Origin of the sequence: Flavivirga abyssicola (assembly GCF_030540775.2) — a bacterium.
Classification (GTDB): domain Bacteria; phylum Bacteroidota; class Bacteroidia; order Flavobacteriales; family Flavobacteriaceae; genus Flavivirga; species Flavivirga abyssicola.
Genome location: NZ_CP141266.1, coordinates 1,951,680 through 1,970,388, shown reverse-complemented (window position 1 = coordinate 1,970,388; position 18,709 = coordinate 1,951,680). Strand labels below are relative to the sequence as shown.

General features: G+C 31.9%; 17 protein-coding genes. 10 read left to right on the top strand and 7 right to left on the bottom strand.

The genetic code is table 11. The features are described 5' to 3' along the window. Positions 1 to 9: 9 nt before the first annotated feature. From Q4Q34_RS08255 to Q4Q34_RS08240, 4 genes are all read left to right on the top strand, one after another. Complete coding sequence (locus tag Q4Q34_RS08255) at positions 10 to 477, top strand: hypothetical protein (protein ID WP_303316787.1); 468 nt, start codon at positions 10 to 12, stop codon at positions 475 to 477. A gap of 26 nt (positions 478 to 503) precedes the next feature. Then, complete coding sequence (locus tag Q4Q34_RS08250) at positions 504 to 1,400, top strand: hypothetical protein (protein WP_303316786.1); 897 nt, start codon at positions 504 to 506, stop codon at positions 1,398 to 1,400. 50 nt (positions 1,401 to 1,450) lie between these two features. Then, on the top strand, positions 1,451 to 1,906 hold the full coding sequence (locus Q4Q34_RS08245; RefSeq protein ID WP_303316785.1) for a hypothetical protein: 456 nt from the start codon (positions 1,451 to 1,453) through the stop codon (positions 1,904 to 1,906). A gap of 113 nt (positions 1,907 to 2,019) precedes the next feature. Further along, a complete protein-coding gene (locus Q4Q34_RS08240) occupies positions 2,020 to 2,895 on the top strand; it encodes a hypothetical protein (RefSeq protein ID WP_303316784.1) in 876 nt (291 codons plus the stop codon). Positions 2,896 to 2,934: 39 nt separating this feature from the next. Here Q4Q34_RS08240 and pyk read toward each other — a convergent pair whose 3' ends face one another. From pyk to Q4Q34_RS08215, 5 genes are all read right to left on the bottom strand, one after another. Then, positions 2,935 to 4,377 (bottom strand): pyruvate kinase, encoded by a 1,443-nt coding sequence (gene pyk / locus Q4Q34_RS08235; protein WP_303316783.1) that lies wholly within the window; start codon positions 4,375 to 4,377, stop codon positions 2,935 to 2,937. Then, entirely contained in the window at positions 4,377 to 4,862 is a 486-nt protein-coding gene (locus Q4Q34_RS08230; RefSeq protein ID WP_303316782.1) for an IPExxxVDY family protein, read from the bottom strand. Before Q4Q34_RS08230 ends, pyk begins: the two co-directional genes overlap by 1 nt. A gap of 120 nt (positions 4,863 to 4,982) precedes the next feature. Beyond that, the gene (gene rnc / locus Q4Q34_RS08225) at positions 4,983 to 5,723 is read right to left on the bottom strand and encodes a ribonuclease III (RefSeq protein ID WP_303316781.1); all 741 of its coding nucleotides are present in this window, start codon (positions 5,721 to 5,723) and stop codon (positions 4,983 to 4,985) included. A 101-nt stretch (positions 5,724 to 5,824) separates the two neighbouring features. Then, positions 5,825 to 7,075, bottom strand: a complete 1,251-nt coding sequence (gene fabF, locus Q4Q34_RS08220) for a beta-ketoacyl-ACP synthase II (RefSeq protein WP_303316780.1) — start codon at positions 7,073 to 7,075, stop codon at positions 5,825 to 5,827. A 12-nt stretch (positions 7,076 to 7,087) separates the two neighbouring features. Next, positions 7,088 to 7,321 (bottom strand): acyl carrier protein, encoded by a 234-nt coding sequence (locus tag Q4Q34_RS08215; protein WP_008269813.1) that lies wholly within the window; start codon positions 7,319 to 7,321, stop codon positions 7,088 to 7,090. A gap of 185 nt (positions 7,322 to 7,506) precedes the next feature. Between Q4Q34_RS08215 and purN the strand changes: the two genes are divergently transcribed. The 4 genes from purN to Q4Q34_RS08195 all read left to right on the top strand — a co-directional run bounded on the left by purN (position 7,507) and on the right by Q4Q34_RS08195 (position 11,901). Further along, a complete protein-coding gene (gene purN, locus Q4Q34_RS08210; protein ID WP_303316779.1) occupies positions 7,507 to 8,073 on the top strand; it encodes a phosphoribosylglycinamide formyltransferase in 567 nt (188 codons plus the stop codon). 47 nt (positions 8,074 to 8,120) lie between these two features. Beyond that, positions 8,121 to 8,762 (top strand): ribonuclease H family protein, encoded by a 642-nt coding sequence (locus tag Q4Q34_RS08205; protein ID WP_303316778.1) that lies wholly within the window; start codon positions 8,121 to 8,123, stop codon positions 8,760 to 8,762. Between the two features lie 114 nt (positions 8,763 to 8,876). Beyond that, positions 8,877 to 9,812: a PfkB family carbohydrate kinase gene (locus Q4Q34_RS08200; RefSeq protein ID WP_303316777.1), complete on the top strand. Its 936-nt coding sequence runs from the start codon at positions 8,877 to 8,879 to the stop codon at positions 9,810 to 9,812. Positions 9,813 to 10,002: 190 nt separating this feature from the next. Then, on the top strand, positions 10,003 to 11,901 hold the full coding sequence (locus Q4Q34_RS08195) for an amidophosphoribosyltransferase (protein ID WP_303316776.1): 1,899 nt from the start codon (positions 10,003 to 10,005) through the stop codon (positions 11,899 to 11,901). A gap of 679 nt (positions 11,902 to 12,580) precedes the next feature. Here Q4Q34_RS08195 and Q4Q34_RS08190 read toward each other — a convergent pair. Continuing rightward, positions 12,581 to 13,543 carry an AraC family transcriptional regulator ligand-binding domain-containing protein gene (locus Q4Q34_RS08190; RefSeq protein ID WP_303316775.1) on the bottom strand — a complete coding sequence of 321 codons (963 nt, stop codon included), beginning with the start codon at positions 13,541 to 13,543 and terminating at the stop codon, positions 12,581 to 12,583. 92 nt (positions 13,544 to 13,635) lie between these two features. Here Q4Q34_RS08190 and Q4Q34_RS08185 point away from each other — a divergent pair, with 92 nt between their 5' ends. Continuing rightward, the gene (locus Q4Q34_RS08185; protein WP_303316774.1) at positions 13,636 to 14,460 is read left to right on the top strand and encodes a type II toxin-antitoxin system RatA family toxin; all 825 of its coding nucleotides are present in this window, start codon (positions 13,636 to 13,638) and stop codon (positions 14,458 to 14,460) included. Between the two features lie 127 nt (positions 14,461 to 14,587). On the opposite strand, the gene Q4Q34_RS08180 is transcribed toward Q4Q34_RS08185, so the two are convergent. Next, positions 14,588 to 15,196, bottom strand: coding sequence for a superoxide dismutase (locus Q4Q34_RS08180; RefSeq protein WP_303316773.1), 609 nt, complete (start codon positions 15,194 to 15,196; stop codon positions 14,588 to 14,590). Positions 15,197 to 15,321: 125 nt separating this feature from the next. Here Q4Q34_RS08180 and Q4Q34_RS08175 point away from each other — a divergent pair, with 125 nt between their 5' ends. After that, positions 15,322 to 18,453 (top strand): UvrD-helicase domain-containing protein, encoded by a 3,132-nt coding sequence (locus tag Q4Q34_RS08175; RefSeq protein WP_303316772.1) that lies wholly within the window; start codon positions 15,322 to 15,324, stop codon positions 18,451 to 18,453. Positions 18,454 to 18,709 lie beyond the last annotated feature (256 nt).

Here is an 18,709-nt window from a genome sequence, read left to right as displayed (position 1 = left end):
GTAAATAACATGGATTCAAAAAACAATAATATACTATTCAAGAAGCAAGTAAATCATCAAAAATTACTTGATAAGAACATGCAAAAATTGCATACTGAAGAATTAGGATTAAGCATTCCAGAAAATTACTTTTCTCAATCCAAACAAGATATATTAGACAAAATTTCTGATAAAACAGAGCATAAAAAACCTGTTTTCTTTTTAAAAAAACCCTTTGTTTGGTACGCTGCGGCATCTGTTATATTACTTATTGCTATTACAATTGTAAAATCTAATAACAGTTTGCATATAGATAATAGTCAAACTATTGTTTTGGATACTATTAAACAACTAGATAAAACTAAATTCGAGAGTGATAGCAATCCATTTGCAGAAGATGATATTTTAGTTACTTCACTCTTTATAGAAGAAAATGATATTGATGAATTTATTGACAACTATGTTTTAGAGGAAGCTCTTTTAAAAGAAGCTTTATAATATTAATACTAATTAAACCCTTTGTTATGAAAAAGAACAAATTTATGATAGCCATGGCTATAGCAACACTTACATTATTTTTTATGTCTTGTAATAAAGACGAATCTGTAACAGAAGACACATTAGTTTCTGATAGCACATCAGAATTGGTAGCACTTGAAGCCTCTATTGAAAGCGTTGAAAGTGTGGCTGACTCTTATAGCTTATACGCCATGAGTTCTTTAGAATTTGAATCAAATATTGCTACTGGTAAATCAAGTTCAGAAAAATTTCCACCAAGAAAAAATTGTCATGATCGTTCGGGTTTTTTTCCTGATTGTACTGTATTTGAAGAAGAAACTTTAGATAATACGGTTACAATTACTGTATCATTCCCAGAAGATTGTGTAGATAGAAATGGCGATGTTATTTCGGGAACGATTATCATAGTAAAATCTACCTCCGATATAGACAAAACCCGTACAGTTACATTTACCAATTTTACTATAAATGGTCATGTAATAAATGGAACAAAAACCCATGAGTTCATTGCTGCTAATGGTGATGGCAATCCACAAATAAGTGGCTCTGTAGATATCTCTGTAGAAACCGATGAAGGGACTGTAACTAAAGTAGGAACACGTTTGGTAGTTATTACTAGTGGTGGGGATACAGACACACATAAAGATGATGAAAAAACCGTTACTGGATCACATACGTTTACAAATGCTGAAGGAAATGCAAAAGTAGTTGAAATAACAATACCTTTAGTAAAACCGGCAGCATGCAAGTACATTGTACAAGGTGTTAAAACATACACTGTAAATGGAGAAACTTCTAGTTTGGATTATGGTGATGGCACCTGCGATAATATAGGCACACTAACTGAAGTAGATGGCACAGTTACCGAAATAGAATTGAAAAGGAAAAGAAGAAAGCACTAAGCTCATAGCTATAAAACATTCTGTTTCGTTGAGAAACAAAAATTGAAGACATGAAATTTGTAAAAAAAATTAAATTACTAATGCTGGGTATTTTTATAGGCATCACAAGTTTAGGAGCTCAAGAAAACCTTGATAAGGGAAATCTAACACAGGAGCAACAAAAACTCATGCAGGAGCAGCGTAACTTAATTAAAACAAATAGAGAAGCCTTTAAGGCCAGTCTTACTGCCGAGCAATTAGCCATATTAGAAAATGCTAAACTTTCAAAAGAAGAAAGACGAAATGCCTTAGTGTTGTCTTTTACCGAAACCCAAAAAAATCTGCTTAAAGAAAATAAGGTTAAAGTAAATAGGCTTAAAGAACAATTTAAAGCAACATTAACACGTGAGCAACGACAACAATTGCGCACACGGTTTAAAACCAGAAGAGGAGAAGATAGAAATGAGTTGCGTGAGTCTGTAAGACGGGATAGAAAGAAAAGGGGGAAGCATAATAATGGTGGCTAATTCGATGCCTTTCACACCAAGTTATAAGAGAAAAGTGGTTGAATAAAAAATTCAACCACTTTTCCATATTTATATCTAAACTCTATTTCTTTTTCAAGTATAAATAAAAATCCATGAAAAAAGTCTTCTTGGCATTTGCAATATTTTCAAGTGGCCTATTTACATACTCACAGGAAAAGTTACCTATTGATAAAGAAAAAGAGGTCGATGAGATTATTGATAGTCTATTGGAAAACGATATTTTAGACGAGCTAATACAAGGAGTTAATAATTTTAAATTTTTATATGTCTCTGTAGACTATAATAGTGATACTTATTTTTCTGGAAGAGATATTGGTATTGATCAATACAATATAAGACCTCAAATTACATATATGCATTCCAAAGGGTACATGTTTAGTTTATCTGGAATATATTATAATGAATTTGTCCCTAAATGGGATTACACTGCTGCTTCCATAGGGTATAGTAAAAGCCTAGGCAAAAACAAATTATTTAGACTCTATGCCATAGGCTCAAGGTATTTTTATTCTAATGGGGTAAATAATCCTTTTCACTATGCTTTAACTCTGGGTTCTGGTATAACAAACAAACAACGTACAATAGGCACACAACTCTCTGGAACTTATTTATTTGGAAATGACCAATCATTTCAAATTACGTCCACAAGTTATGCCTCTTTTAAACTACTTAAAACAAAAAAAAGCAGTTTAAAATTAAAACCCGAACTAAATATTGTTGCCGGAAAGCAAACTTTTGAGTTAGCACAAACAACTATAATAAATGGTGTACCAGTAACAAATTATTTAGAAAACAATGTGTTCAATTTAATTAATACACAAATTAATATTCCATTAGAATTTAGTACTAACTCTTTTGAATTCGAATTTGGATATAATATAAATTTACCTTCTGCTATAGGTACAGAATCTAACTTAAATACAACTGGTTTTTTTAATTTTTCTATAGCCTATTTATTTGATTTGTAAGAACTAAACTAATTAAAATCAACTTCTCCTATCAAGTTATTAAAAATTACAAGTCTCTATTTCTGTAACTCGTAATGTATTCACCATACCCCTGTCTTTAATTGGCATTGCGGCTAAACTAATAAGCATATCTCCTTCTTCTAAATACCCCATTTTACAGGCAATATTATTTACATCCTCAATCGTTTCATCTGTACTTACAAATTTATCATAGTAAAAAGCACGAACCCCCCAAAGCAAGCTAAGGCGTGTTAATATGCGCTTATTAGATGTAAAAACTAAAATATGACACGATGGTCTCCATGCCGAAATTTGAAATGCTGTATACCCACTATTTGTTAATGTTGAAATAGCTTTTGCACTAATTTCGTTTGCCATATTAGCAGCATGGTAGCAAATAGATTTTGTTATATAACGATTTGTACGAATATGAGGTGGTAATTGAGGTACTTTAATTAATTTTGAATCTTCTACACTTTTAAGTATGTTAGACATTTGCTTAATAACCTGTACAGGGTAACTACCTACAGACGTCTCTCCTGATAGCATTACAGCATCTGCACCATCCATAACCGAATTCGCAACATCGTTTACCTCTGCTCTTGTTGGCGTTAAACTAGAAATCATAGTCTCCATCATTTGGGTTGCTATAATTACTGGAATTCTTGCTTTTTTAGCACGTAACACCAATTGTTTTTGAATAAGCGGTACTTCCTCTGCAGGAACCTCTACACCTAAATCACCACGAGCAACCATAAGACCATCACAGTGTGTTACAATTTTATCGATATTCTCTACAGCTTCTGGCTTTTCAATTTTAGCTATAATTGGTATTTTATGCTCGCTATGCTTATTTATTAAATCGCGAAGTTGCATTAAATCTTCTGCATGACGCACAAACGACAAAGCAATCCAATCCACCTCCTGGCTAATAGCGAAAATAGCATCTTCAATATCTTTTTCGGTTAAAGCTGGTTGCGAAATATTTGTATTAGGAAGATTTACGCCTTTTTTAGATTTAAGCGGACCTCCTTGAATAACGCGAGCAATAACTTCGTCCTTATTATTGGTAGAGGCTACTTCAAAAATTAATTTCCCATCATCCAAAAGGATACGCTCTCCTGATTTTGCATCTTGTGGAAACCTTTCATATGTCATATAAACACGTTCCTTTGTACCTTCAAAACGTTCGCCAGTGGCAAATACGATTTCATCATCAGGATGCACAACTACTTCCTCTTTCATAACACCAACACGAAGTTTAGGGCCTTGTAAATCTGCTAAAATGGCAGCAGTAAAACCGAATTCTTCATTTAACTCTCTTATCATTTTAATGCGTTGGGTAACATCACTGTAATCGGCATGAGAGAAGTTTATTCTAAATACATTAACGCCTTCTTCAAGCATTCCCTTTAAAACTTCTTTTGTACTTGTAGCAGGTCCTAATGTTGCTACTATCTTCGTTTTCTTTGTTGTTGACATTAGTTAAAAATTAAATTGTCCTTAGATTTCAATTGATTGCTATCAATACTATAAGCCGTAGCTATTTGAGGTACTTCTAATACATTGTTCAGAATATATTTCTCTTTACTAAAATTGATGTCATTATCTATTTTTAAAAAATAATTAACCGTTTTATATTCTGGTATTAAATATGTTGTCCTCGTTATTTTTTCTTCAGAATCAAATAATGATTCGTTACTTCCTTGTCTATAATGTTCTGTTTTGCAAATATTAGATACTAGATTCCAGATTGTTTGTTGTTTATTATCTTCCCATTCAAAAATTGAATACGTTGATTTTCCATTCTGATAATCTAAATCCAATGGTTTTCTTATAAGACTTATTCCTAAATATTTATTTAAAAGATATGCTAAACGATAATCTTCAAGGGTACAATGAATTGCTATTAAAGTATATAGATCTTCTTCAAAAACATCATCAAGAATAAGCTTGTGTACAGCCATAACTTATATTAATCGTGGTAAATATAATATTAAAAACAGTCAATCGGAATACGTTTGACTGATATGTTAATAACAAAATAAACGAAAACGTTATAGTTTAGTCCTTTTACCCAAAAAGTATTAAATCATTTTAGATATCTTGCTTTGAAATGCAAAAAAAGCGCGTTTTGAAGCTTTTTCTTCTGCTTTTTTCTTTGACGTTGCACGTGCTTTTGCAACAATTTTTTCGTCTATAGATAGTTTTACTGAAAAATGTCGAACCTCATCATTACCAGTATCTTCATATACATTATAGCCAAATGTTTTCTTTTCTTTTTGACACCATTCAATGAGCAAGCTTTTATAGCTAATAACTTTGCCCTCTAAAGTTTCAATATCTACATAAGGAATAATAACACATTTATATATAAACTTTTCGCAAAACTTATATCCTTTATCAAGAAAAATAGCCCCTATTAAAGCTTCAAAAATATTACCATGAATATTGTCTCCAAACTGCCCAGGTGGAATTTTACTTTCTACTAAGTCTATTAAATTTAAGTCTTTCCCTAGTTCATTTAAATGCTCTCTACTTACAATCTTAGAACGCATCTTGGTTAGGTATCCCTCATCACCACTTGGTACTTCTAGATACAAATGTGATGCAATGACGGCACTTAATGTAGCATCTCCTAAAAACTCTAACCGTTCATAATTAATAGCATTGCCTTTACTATCCTTTATATTCATGGATCGATGAGTGAATGCTGTTTTGTAGAACTTAATGTGTTTAGGTTTAAACCCAAGAATTTTAGTTAATTGCATAAAAAAATTCCCGTTGCGTTTAGAACGGGAATTTAATATGTTACGAATGCTTTTCATCTGAAAATTAATAATGTTATTTTTATGTCAGATGTAATAAACCATGTTTCATTTTACTGAAAAGTTTAATGTATTGTTATGGTCTATCATTCATTCAGATTTCAATCAATTTTTTTGAATACTACACAAGCGTTGTGTCCACCAAATCCAAACGTATTGCTCATAGCTACTTTAACGTCACGTTTTTGAGCCTTATTTAAAGTTAAATTTAATTCAGGATCAATGCTCTCGTCTATTGTAGTATGGTTAATCGTTGGAGGAACAACACCGTTTTCCATTGCCAATATAACCGAAATAGCTTCAATAGCTCCAGCTGCACCTAATAAGTGCCCTGTCATTGATTTCGTTGAATTAATATTTATATTCTTGGCATGATTTCCAAAAACTTTAGAAATAGCTTTAAGTTCGGCGACATCACCCAATGGCGTAGAAGTTCCATGTGTATTTATGTGATCTACATCTTCTGGCTTAAGGTTGGCATTTTCTAAGCAATTTTTCATGACTTCAACCACACCAATACCTTCTGGATGTGGAGCTGTCATGTGATATGCATCAGAAGACAATCCGCCTCCTGCAACTTCTGCATATATTTTTGCTCCTCTTGCTTTAGCATGCTCGTACTCTTCTAAAACTAAAGCACCAGCTCCTTCTCCTAAAACAAAACCATCTCTGGTTCCGTCAAATGGCCTTGAAGCTGTTTCTGGACTTTCGTTTCTAGTAGATAATGCATGCATGGCATTAAAACCACCCATTCCAGCAATAGTAACCGCTGCCTCACTTCCTCCTGTAACAACTACATCACAATACCCTAAACGGATTGAGTTTAAAGCATCAAACATAGCGTTTGCAGAAGAGGCACATGCAGAAACCGTTGTATAATTTGGTCCCATAAATCCATGTTTTATGGAAATATTGGCTGGTGCAATGTCTGCGATCATTTTTGGAATAAAGAATGGATTAAACCTTGGAGTTCCATCACCATCGGCAAAGTTCAAAACTTCTTGCTGAAAGGTTTCTAAACCTCCAATTCCTGCTCCCCATATAACACCTACCCGCAACTTATTCACCTCATCCAGATCTAATTTAGCATCTGCGATAGCTTCATCTGAAGCCACCATAGCGTACTGCGCAAATTTATCCATCTTACGAGCCTCTTTTCTATCAAGAAAATCAGTTGCATTAAAACCCTTTAATTCGCAAGCGAACTTTGTTTTAAATTTCTCGGTATCATAATATGTTATAGGCGCAGCACCACTTCTACCACTAATAAGTCCTTCCCAAAATTCTTCTTTGGTATTACCTATAGGTGTTAAAGCCCCTAACCCTGTGACTACAACTCTCTTTATCTCCATAAAGTGTAATGCTTATTTTGCTTCTTCTATATAAGAAATAGCTTGACCTACTGTAGCAATGTTTTCAGCTTGATCATCTGGTATTTGAATATCAAATTCTTTTTCGAATTCCATTATTAATTCAACAGTATCTAATGAGTCCGCTCCTAAATCGTTTGTGAAGCTTGCTTCTGTTACAACTTCGTTCTCATCAACTCCCAATTTGTCTACGATAATCGCTTTTACTCTTGATGCAATGTCTGACATAATATTTTAATTTTAAATTTTAATTAGTTGGCAAAAATAAAAAACTTTATTTTTAAAACACATCTTTCATATAAAAATGTGTTTGTAATTTACTAAAATAAGTTTTAACTATTTATATTTCACCTTCAAATTGTTAATAATTATTCTTTTTTTTGTTGAATAATTTTAACATTATAAACTGTAAAATGAACCGTATTGTAATTTTTGCGTCCGGAAGTGGTACTAATGCTGAAAATTTAGTTAAGTTTTTTCACAACAGCGATAATGCGTCTGTTATTCAAGTACTTACTAACAATCCTCGTGCCAAAGTTTTAGACCGTGCTAAAAACCTAAAAGTGAGCGCGTTGTCTTTTAACAGAATAGCGTTTACAAAAACAAATGACGTATTAAATATCTTAAAGGCTTCTCAACCAGACTTAATTGTTCTTGCTGGATTTTTATGGAAATTTCCAGAGCTTATTTTAAAAGAATTCCCTAATAAAGTAATTAATATTCATCCGGCCTTATTACCAAAATATGGAGGTAAAGGCATGTATGGTATGAATGTTCATAAAGCTGTTGTTGCAAATAATGAAGCTGAAACTGGTATTACCATACATTACGTGAACGAAAATTACGACGAGGGCGCTATTATTTTTCAATCAAAATGTCATGTTTCCCCTTCTGATACGGCCGAAGATGTTGCTGAAAAAATTCATGAATTGGAAATGGAACATTTCCCTAAAGTTATTGAGAAGTTGTTATCTGAATAAAATTAAAACTTAAATTAAGATTCCCGCCTTCGCGGGAATGAAAAAAAATGTCTAAGAAGAAAAAGAAATATTACACTGTTTGGAGAGGGCATCACACGGGGGTTTTTGAATTTTGGAGTGATTGTAAAGCACAAATAAAAGATTTTCAGGGCGCTCAATACAAGTCGTTTTCTACATTTGAAGCTGCAAAAAAAGCTTTAAAGGGAAATTATAAGGACTACATAGGAAAATCTTCTACATTTAAAAGTGAACTCTCTAAAGAGCAATTAAGAAAAATAGGGCAACCTAACTATAACTCTATTTCGGTTGATGCCGCCTCAAGTGGCAACCCAGGGAAAATGGAATATCGAGGTGTTGATACCAAAACTAAAAAACAACTCTTTATTCAAGGTCCTTTTGAAGAAGGAACGAACAATATAGGCGAATTTTTAGCTATTGTACATGGCTTGGCTCTACTTAAAAAAAATAATAGCGATCGCATTTTATATACCGATTCCAGAACAGCTATAAGTTGGGTAAAAAAGAAAAATTGTAATACCAAACTAGAACGAAATAATAAAAACAAGACCCTTTTTGAATTAATTGACAGAGCTATTGATTGGTTAAAAAAGAACAGTTATAAAACCGTTATTGTAAAATGGGAAACTAAAGCATGGGGAGAAATTCCCGCTGATTTTGGAAGAAAATAAGTCTTTTTCCACCCCATAACATCGTTACAACTAAGCGTATTTATATTCAAAAAAAATATTCTTGAATTAGCACTTAAAAGACTTATCTTTGCAGAAAATTATCAGGTCTCTTTTATGAGTAAATTAGTAATAGTTGGCACAGTAGCTTTTGATGCCATTGAAACGCCTTTCGGTAAAACCGATAAAATTCTAGGCGGTGCCGCAACTTACATTGGCTTATCAGCTTCACAATTTAATGTAGACTCGTCAATAGTATCTATAGCTGGCGATGACTTTCCTCAAGACTATTTAGATTTATTATCAAGTAAAAACATAGATATTTCTGGAATTGAAATAGTTAAAGATGGAAAAACATTTTTTTGGAGCGGTCGTTATCATAATGACATGAATTCTCGCGACACTTTAGTTACAGAATTAAATACGCTTGCCGATTTTAATCCTATAGTTCCAGAAAGTTATCGTGATGCTGAAATTGTTATGTTAGGAAATTTACACCCTTTGGTACAGCAAAGTGTTTTAGACCAAATGACAACAAAGCCCAAATTAGTGATTTTAGACACTATGAATTTTTGGATGGATTGTGCTTTGGAAGATTTACATAACGTGATTAAAAATGTAGATGTCATTACCATAAATGATGAAGAAGCCAGACAACTAACAGGAGAATATTCTTTAGTTGTTGCTGCTAGAAAAATTCATGATATGGGACCAAAATATGTGGTGATTAAAAAAGGAGAACATGGTGCTTTATTGTTTCATGATGACAATGTATTTTATGCACCCGCTTTACCTTTAGAAGCTGTTTTTGATCCAACAGGAGCAGGTGATACTTTTGCTGGAGGTTTTGCAGGTTATCTTGCAAAGACTGGAGATACTTCTTTTGAAAACATGAAAAATGCTGTTATTTATGGCTCTACATTAGCATCGTTTTGTGTGGAGAAATTTGGCACTGAACGTATGCAAGATTTATCAAGTGAAGAAGTTCTCAAACGTTTATTACAATTTAAACAGTTAACACAATTTGAAATCGTCTTAAACGATAATTTATAGCAATCCCTAATGAAAATTAGACGATTAAATATGATTTTTAAGAAACACATATTAAGTATACATAAAATAGAATTAACATAAAATGAACGCGCTCTGAAATAGAGTGCGTTTTTAATTAATAACAAAACTCCGAGATAGTATTATTTTGGAACCAATAATTTAATTTCCGCGAAAGCGAAAAACTTTACATATGAGTGATGCCTTAAAACATGAATGTGGAATAGCAGTTATTAGACTTTTAAAACCACTAGAATATTATAAAGAAAAATACGGAAGTGCATTTTATGGTGTAAACAAAATGTATCTTATGATGGAAAAGCAGCACAATCGTGGGCAAGATGGTGCTGGCTTTGCAAGTATAAAATTAGATACTAAACCTGGTGAGCGTTATATAAGTAGAGTACGTTCTGTAGCACAACAACCTATTCAAGATATTTTTGGTAAGATAAACGAAAGAGTAAATAACGAGTTAACAGCACACCCTGAGTATGCTAATAATGTTGCTTTACAAAAAAAGCACATCCCTTATATAGGAGAGGTATTATTAGGACATGTTCGTTATGGAACTTTTGGTAAAAACAGTGTAGAAAGTGTACATCCATTTTTAAGACAAAATAATTGGATGCATAGAAATTTAATAATGGCAGGAAACTTTAATATGACAAATGTTAAAGAGCTTTTTGCTAATCTTATTCAACTGGGCCAGCATCCAAAAGAATACACCGACACCATAACTATTATGGAAAAAATCGGTCATTTTTTAGACGATGCTGTAAGTAAAATTTATAAAGATTTAAAGAAAGAAGGTTATAATAAGAGAGAAGCTTCTCCTCTTATTGCCGAGCGACTTAAGGTTGCTAAAATATTAAGACGTGCCGCAAAAAACTGGGATGGTGGTTATGCTATGGCTGGTCTTATTGGCCATGGTGATTCTTTTGTTTTAAGAGACCCTGCAGGTATTCGCCCGGCATATTATTATAAAGATGATGAAATTGTTGTTGTTGCATCAGAACGTCCTGTAATTCAAACCGTATTTAATGTAAACTTTGAAGACGTAAAAGAATTAGATCCTGGACAAGCCATTATTATTAAAAAATCTGGTGAGGTACGCTTTAAACAAATACTAGAACCTTTAGAAAGAAAGTCTTGTTCTTTTGAACGTATTTATTTTTCCAGAGGTAGTGATGCAGAAATCTATCAGGAACGTAAAACGCTTGGTAAGCTGTTAATGCCAAAAGTTCTTGAAGCTATAGATAATGACACTAAAAACACCGTCTTCTCATATATTCCTAATACGGCAGAAACATCATTCTTTGGAATGATCGAAACTGCTGAAGCTTATATAAATAAAAAGAAAACTAATACAATCTTAAAAGGACAACGCTCTTTGTCTGCCGAGAAGGTAACAGAAATTTTATCTGAGCGTGCTCGAATTGAAAAGATTGCTATAAAAGATGTAAAACTTAGAACGTTTATTACAGAGGATAGCAGTCGTGATGATTTAGTGGCTCACGTTTATGATGTTACGTACGGAGTTATAAAACCAGAGGACAATTTGGTTATTATTGACGATAGTATTGTTAGAGGTACGACATTAAAAATGAGTATTTTGAAAATGCTTGATCGCCTTAACCCTAAAAAAATTATTGTGGTGTCTTCTGCGCCTCAAATTCGATATCCAGATTGTTATGGTATCGATATGGCCAATCTAGAAAGTTTAGTTGCTTTTAGAGCTGCTTTAAGTTTATTAAAAGACGCAAATAAGTATCATATTGTAGAAGATGTATATAATAAATGTGTTAGTCAAACTGATCTAGATGATAAACACGTGCAGAATTTTGTAAAAGAGATTTATGACCCTTTTACTGATGAAGAAATATCAGATAAAATTTCCGAACTACTAAGTGATGAAAGCATTAACGCAGAAGTAAGAATCATCTTTCAATCTGTTGAAAATTTACACAAAGCATGTCCTGAACATTTAGGAGATTGGTACTTTACAGGAAACTATCCTACAGTAGGAGGAAACAGAGTTGTAAACAGAGCGTTTATCAACTTTTTTGAGGGTAATAATGAACGTGCTTATTAATTACGGTTTGTCGAATTTTTCCACTTTATCAGCATAAAAACACACTTAATCCAAAAAACGTGCCGTTCGTCTAAAAAATAATCAGAATACCTAAAATACATATACCTTGGTCTCACCATAACATAAGTAGGTTAAGTTCATGGTAGATTTGGGGCAAAAAAAGGTGAACAACTGTTCGCCTTTTTTTATACAATCTAGTTTCTTTTCAAAATTTATCTCCAAATATTATTTTTCATTCCTTTTACATTAAAACAGCTTTAAAATAACCGTTTAAGCCAATATATAAGTAGTTTAACTAAAATATTTTATCAAACTTCGCAAGCAGTATATATTTGACTCACCATAACATAAGTAGGTTAAGTTCATGGTAGATTTGGGGCAAAAAGGTGAACACTAGTTCACCTTTTTCATTTTTACTTTATTCCAGTATTTTTCCAATCAAAAATTCAGCCTCAATAATTACTTATTAATTTAACCTGAGTTCGACGTAAACTTTATTAAAAACATCTTATATAATCCAATGAAATACAGCTGTTTGTCATGTCGACGGAGCGAAGCATGAGTGACGAGACATCTCATCATGATGAGATTCCTCCTCGTTCCTCGTCGGAATGACATGATTTCTTCTTTAAAACCTTTTAAGTATCTGATTATCATTTTATAATATATCAAACTGACGTTAATTTCTTTTCCTTGCCCAGGATTTTACAGCATGCAAATAAGCACTAGATTCTGAATAGCCCAAAATGTAAGCTAAATCTTTAGTTTTTAAATGTTTTTCATTCTTTAAATAATTTGAAAGCTCTTCCTTTATTGTATTGACTATGCTTCTAAAAGATGTGCCTTCTTTTGTTAGTTTTCGCTGCATATTGCGTTTACTGTAAGGAAATTGCTTCTGTACCTGCTCAAAATTGGGAATTTCTGGAGCACACATATTTAAAGTCATATTCCGTATTTGATACGAAAAAACCTTATCACCTGCTTTACTTGCGTTTAACATCGCAATAAATTTTGGCAATAAAAGCTCGACCTGTTTTACTTTATTTTTATTAATTTCTGTTTTAACGACTTCTAGCGGTAAAACTATTTGATATTCGTTATTATATGTTATCTCCGCTTTTAACAAATCATTATAAGATTTGCTTTCAATAAATGGCAATTTAATTTGAGGCATGAAAGTATCTGTTAACATCAATTTTAGTTCTCTATAAATAACACTTAGCACCATATCTAAAAGATGCCTCTTTAATGTAATGTCTTCCACAGAGCTATCTAATTGTAAAATATAGTTTTGAGAATCTTCAATAGCAGTAACCGAAACGATAGGAAACTTACTATCCAGAAAATTTTGAAGAATAAAAACCCCTTGTTCAATACTTGAAGTATTCAGAGATATTTCCAAAACTAAACCTAATGCTCCTAAATTAAGGTAACACCCAAAATTCAAACCACAATAATCATTTTTAGAGGCTTCAATAACCTTATTAAAAACAGCTAAATATTCTTCAGCCTTAATCATTTCTTCCGGATTACAAAGGTCAACATTCCGATTCGGCAAAAGACCTTTTAGGACATCGCTATCAAGCCCCTGGTATTCTGCAAAATTTAGTAAGCTAAGTAAATATGGTGCAAAAATTTTCATAGCATAAAGATATAACAAATTGGCGCAAAGTATCAATTGCAAGGATTTGATTCAATCTAATTTTGTTTTAGAAACTTTATAAAACAAAAAACATGAAAACATCGCAAAAAGCAACAAGACTAAATGCCATCTCAACCTTTATTTCTGGTATTGGTATTTTGGCTTTCCAAAAACAACTTATGGCCATTTTTGAAACTAGTGATAATGTACCATTTTTAGTAGTAGGCAGCGTAATTACCTTTTTTTCGTTAACCATGTTTATCGAAATAAAGAAACAAAGAGCGTTAGCCATTTTATGGATTATTACCCAGGACTTGTTATTTGTATTGGCAAGTACCTATGTACTAATCACACAACCTTTTAACATTTCGGAGACGGGCTACTTACTAATTGGATTATTTTTAATTCCTATTATATTTTTCATTATTTATCAATCTATAGGTTTAGCAAAAATAGATTCGAAAAATGGAACCCGAATCAAAACTTTGTCATTTAAGAGAAAAGTAAGAGCCAATAAATCCAGAGTATGGGAAGTAATATCTGATGTTGCCAATTACCACGAAGTGGCACCTAATATTGATAGCTCAACAGTGATTTCTGGAGAAAAAAAAGGGATGGTTCGCTCCTGTTCTCATGGTAAAGATAGCTGGACCGAGACATGCACACTTTGGGAAGACGAAAAACAATATTCATTTACAGTAAATACGGGTGCTCCAGATTATCCATATCCACTAAAATCTTTAAAAGGTACATGGATCGTTAATGAATCTTCAGATAATAAAAATGACATTGTAATGATTTTTGAGTTTGAATATAAAAGTTACCTACAAAACATACTTATCCATCCGTTAATAAAACATAGATTCACTAAAGTATGTACTAAACTTCTAGACAATTGGCAACATAAGATTGAATAAATATGATCTCTGAATTAAGATATAAGTAAACTCAGTTGCTAATAAATTTAGATAAATACCATTAAAAAACGCCTAGTAATCATATATACTAGGCGTTTTTATGTTTAGACCTTTTTACGGCAGAATCCTATTTTGCTTCAGCGTAACGTTTTTCAACTTCGTTCCAATTAATAACATTAAAAAATGCATTAATGTAATCTGGACGTCTGTTTTGATAGTTTAAATAATAAGCATGTTCCCAAACATCAAGACCTAAAATTGGTGTACCTCCACAGCCAATACCTGGCATTAATGGATTATCTTGATTTGGCGTAGAACATATTTCTATTTTACCTCCTTTATGTACACACAACCAAGCCCAACCAGAACCAAAACGAGTTGCAGCAGCCTTACTAAAAGCAGCAATAAACTCATCTTTAGATCCATATTCAGCTTCAATCGCATCTTTTAACTCGCCAGACAAATAACCTCTGTCTTCTGGATTCATTACGTCCCAAAATAATGAATGATTGTAAAAACCACCTCCATTATTTCTTACAGCTCCATTATTTATATCTAAATTTCCAAGTATATCTTCAATAGACTTCCCTTCTAAATCTGTTCCAGCAATAGCATTATTTAAATTATTTGTATACCCTTGATGATGTTTAGAATGGTGTATCTCCATAGTACGAGCGTCAATATGAGGTTCTAATGCATCATACGCGTATCCTAATTTCGGTAATTCGAAAGCCATAGTTTTAGTTTTATAATATTAATATTTAATTTCTTTCAAAATTACACATAAAACGGGGTAATTAAAAATAATTAATTGTTATGAAACCATTGATAGTTTTTATCTTGTCTCCAAAATTATAATTCATGGACCGAAACTATTCTTTTACAATTTATAATGCTTCTGCGGGCAGTGGAAAAACGTATACGCTTGTAAAAGAATATTTAAAAATTCTGTTCCGGTCTAATAACCAAGAACATTTCAAACGCATTTTGGCTATTACGTTTACAAACAAGGCTGTTGCCGAAATGAAAGAACGAATTATAGAAACACTCAAGGGATTTTCTAACAAAACGATACTAGTCAAGCCAAATAGTATGTTTAATGCTATATGTGAAGAATTGCAAATGAATCCAAATGTACTTCACAATAAATCGGAAAAATTATTAAATACCATTATTCATAACTATGCCGCATTTGATATTTCTACTATTGATGGCTTTACTCATAAACTTATTAGAACCTTTGCTTATGATTTAAGATTGCCATTAAACTTTGAAGTAGAGCTAGATCAAGATGCTTTACTAAATGAAGCCGTTAACAGTTTAATTGAAAAGGCAGGAACAAATGATGCACTTACTAAAGTACTTATTGATTTTGCTATTGAAAAAGCGGATGATGATAAAAGTTGGGATGTTTCTTTTGATTTTAATAAAATAGCAAAACTATTGGTTAATGAAAATGACATTCCTTTTATTGAAACATTGAAGGACAAAACCCTTGATGACTTTAAAACACTTAAGGCTCAGTTAAAAAAAGACCTTTCATCCTTAGAGAATAACATCATTCAAAAAGCACAAAGTATATTAGCTCTAATTGAAGAAGCTGGTTTAGAGTTTAACGATTTTTCTGGAAGTTATTTACCAAAGCATTTCAAAAACTTAACCAATAAAAAGTTTGATTTAAACTTTGGAGCTAAATGGCAAGAAGACATCGAAACTAAAACACTATATCCTAAACGCGTCACAGATACTATAGCGTCTATAATAGAGGAAATTCAACCACAAATAGCTTCTAATTTTCACGAAACCAAACACATGGTTTTTCAACTTAGATTCTTAAAAGCTTTTTATAAAAACATAACACCATTATCTGTTTTGAATGCTATTAATAATGAATTAAAAGGGCTTAAGGCAGAACAAAACAAGATGCTCATTTCAGAATTCAATACCATAATTAGCAAAGAAATAAGAAATCAGCCCACACCATTTATTTACGAACGTATTGGCGAGAAGTTTAATCATTATTTTATTGATGAATTTCAGGATACTTCAATAATGCAATGGGAAAACTTAATTCCCCTTTTAGGAAATTCTTTGTCAACAGAAACAGGAAATGCCATGTTGGTTGGTGACGCAAAACAAGCTATTTATCGTTGGCGAGGTGGAAAAGCTGAGCAATTTATAGGGTTGTTTAATAATGATAATCCTTTTCATATTGAAAAACATGTTGAAAACCTTCCAACAAATTACAGAAGCTTCAAAGCCATTGTAAATTTCAACAACGGCTTTTTTAATTATCTGTCTAGTCAGATTTTTAGTAAAAAAGATTATAAACACCTTTATGAAAATGCACACCAAAACACGTTTTTAGAAGATGAAGGCTATGTTGAATTATCTTTTTTAGATATTGATAAAGAGGATAACAGAGACGAATTATTTTCTAATAATGTTTTAAAAACAATTCATACCTGTTTAAAAAATGGCTTCAGATTTGAAGATATCTGTGTGCTGGTACGTAAGAAAAAAGAAGGCGTTGCGATTGCAAATTATTTAGGTCAGCAGCAAATCCCCATAATTTCTTCTGAAACGTTATTGATTAATAATTCAGAAGACGTTCGTTTTATAAATAACATTTTAACTCTCTTAATTCAGCCAAAAAATGATGAAATAAAAATTGAGATTCTCAATCACTTAAGTACGCTTTTTAATATTGAAGACAAACATGGGTTCTTTTTAAAACATATAAATTTATCCATCTCTAATTTATTTGAAAGTTTTGAAGCGTTCAATATATTTATAACTAGTGATTTATTATTACAACTTCCTCTTTATGATTTGGCTGAAACTATAGTGAGAGCCTTCAACTTAGTTGAATCTTCCAACGCTTATATACAGTTTTACTTAGATATTGTTTTAGACTTTTCTCAAAAAAAGGGATCAAATATTTCTGGCTTCCTAGAATATTTTGACAAGAAAAAGGAAAGCTTAAGCATTGTGTCTCCTAAAGGACAAAATGCGGTCCAAATAATGACCATTCACAAATCTAAAGGCTTGGAATTTCCAGTAGTTATTTTTCCATATGCAGATTTAGATATTTATAAAGAATTAGATCCTAAAGAGTGGTTCCAGATAGATAAAGAAAAATATGCTGGCTTTACACACACCTTATTAAACTATAGTAAAGATTTTGAAAATTATGGAGACGAGGGGCATCGTATTTATAATGACCATCAATCTGAACAAGAATTAGATAATATCAATTTATTATATGTAACCCTAACGCGTCCAGTAGAGCAACTATATATCATTTCTACAAAAGATATATCATCCAAAGGGGTTCCAAATAATAAAAAGTATTCAGGTTTATTTATCAATTATTTGCAATACTTAGATTTATGGAACGATTCTCAATCAATATACAGTTTTGGGGATTCTAAAAAGACGACTGAAAGTCCATCCATTGTTAAAGAAGCTAATATTCAGCAAGAATTTATTTCAACCGCAAAAGAAACTCATAATATAAAGGTTATAACCAAGTCGGGGCTTCTTTGGGACACCAATCAACAAGAAGCTATTGAAAAAGGAAACCTTATTCACAATATCATGTCTGAAATTAAAACAAAAGATGATATTGATTCTGTTATTAATGATTTTATAAATACCTCTTTAATTACAAAAGAACAAACCATTGAGTTAAAGCGAATCCTAATTAAAATTATTGAACATCCAAAATTAGAAAACTATTTTAGCTCAAACTATACTATATATAATGAAAGAGATATTATTACTAAGGAAGGGATTATTTTAAGACCAGACAGATTGGTTTTAAATTCAAAAAATGAAGCTGTAATTATTGATTATAAAACGGGAATTGAAGATAAAAAACACTGGCAACAATTACAATCTTATCAAGATGTTTTAGAAGACATGAAAATAACCGTTACAAACAAAATTCTTATTTATATCAATGAAGATGTTAAAATAAAGTATTTGTAAACCTATAAAAAACGCTATTGTTTGTGAGAAAAAACGCTTTATAGTGCTTATAATTAAGATATTTATCTTCTCAAATCCATCTTTTTTTTCTCAATCTATAAAAAAGCAAGAATACACGGACAGCTTTTGGCAAATCATACAAGCGCGTATTTCAGGCAAGGCTATCATTAGGTTTCCTAAAAGCCCAGAAACTCCTATTATTATCTAAATCCATTCTGAACTATCTATGATTAAACGAAATGTCCTATTTTTTTAT

Bases quoted from the DNA above. Each gene is read 5' to 3' on its own strand.
- Q4Q34_RS08255 (WP_303316787.1), top strand. From the start codon at position 10: ATGGATTCAAAAAACAATAATATACTATTCAAGAAGCAAGTAAATCAT.
- Q4Q34_RS08250 (WP_303316786.1), top strand. From the start codon at position 504: ATGAAAAAGAACAAATTTATGATAGCCATGGCTATAGCAACACTTACA.
- Q4Q34_RS08245 (WP_303316785.1), top strand. From the start codon at position 1,451: ATGAAATTTGTAAAAAAAATTAAATTACTAATGCTGGGTATTTTTATA.
- Q4Q34_RS08240 (WP_303316784.1), top strand. From the start codon at position 2,020: ATGAAAAAAGTCTTCTTGGCATTTGCAATATTTTCAAGTGGCCTATTT.
- pyk (WP_303316783.1), bottom strand. From the start codon at position 4,377: ATGTCAACAACAAAGAAAACGAAGATAGTAGCAACATTAGGACCTGCT.
- Q4Q34_RS08230 (WP_303316782.1), bottom strand. From the start codon at position 4,862: ATGGCTGTACACAAGCTTATTCTTGATGATGTTTTTGAAGAAGATCTA.
- rnc (WP_303316781.1), bottom strand. From the start codon at position 5,723: ATGAAAAGCATTCGTAACATATTAAATTCCCGTTCTAAACGCAACGGG.
- fabF (WP_303316780.1), bottom strand. From the start codon at position 7,075: ATGGAGATAAAGAGAGTTGTAGTCACAGGGTTAGGGGCTTTAACACCT.
- Q4Q34_RS08215 (WP_008269813.1), bottom strand. From the start codon at position 7,321: ATGTCAGACATTGCATCAAGAGTAAAAGCGATTATCGTAGACAAATTG.
- purN (WP_303316779.1), top strand. From the start codon at position 7,507: ATGAACCGTATTGTAATTTTTGCGTCCGGAAGTGGTACTAATGCTGAA.
- Q4Q34_RS08205 (WP_303316778.1), top strand. From the start codon at position 8,121: ATGTCTAAGAAGAAAAAGAAATATTACACTGTTTGGAGAGGGCATCAC.
- Q4Q34_RS08200 (WP_303316777.1), top strand. From the start codon at position 8,877: ATGAGTAAATTAGTAATAGTTGGCACAGTAGCTTTTGATGCCATTGAA.
- Q4Q34_RS08195 (WP_303316776.1), top strand. From the start codon at position 10,003: ATGAGTGATGCCTTAAAACATGAATGTGGAATAGCAGTTATTAGACTT.
- Q4Q34_RS08190 (WP_303316775.1), bottom strand. From the start codon at position 13,543: ATGAAAATTTTTGCACCATATTTACTTAGCTTACTAAATTTTGCAGAA.
- Q4Q34_RS08185 (WP_303316774.1), top strand. From the start codon at position 13,636: ATGAAAACATCGCAAAAAGCAACAAGACTAAATGCCATCTCAACCTTT.
- Q4Q34_RS08180 (WP_303316773.1), bottom strand. From the start codon at position 15,196: ATGGCTTTCGAATTACCGAAATTAGGATACGCGTATGATGCATTAGAA.
- Q4Q34_RS08175 (WP_303316772.1), top strand. From the start codon at position 15,322: ATGGACCGAAACTATTCTTTTACAATTTATAATGCTTCTGCGGGCAGT.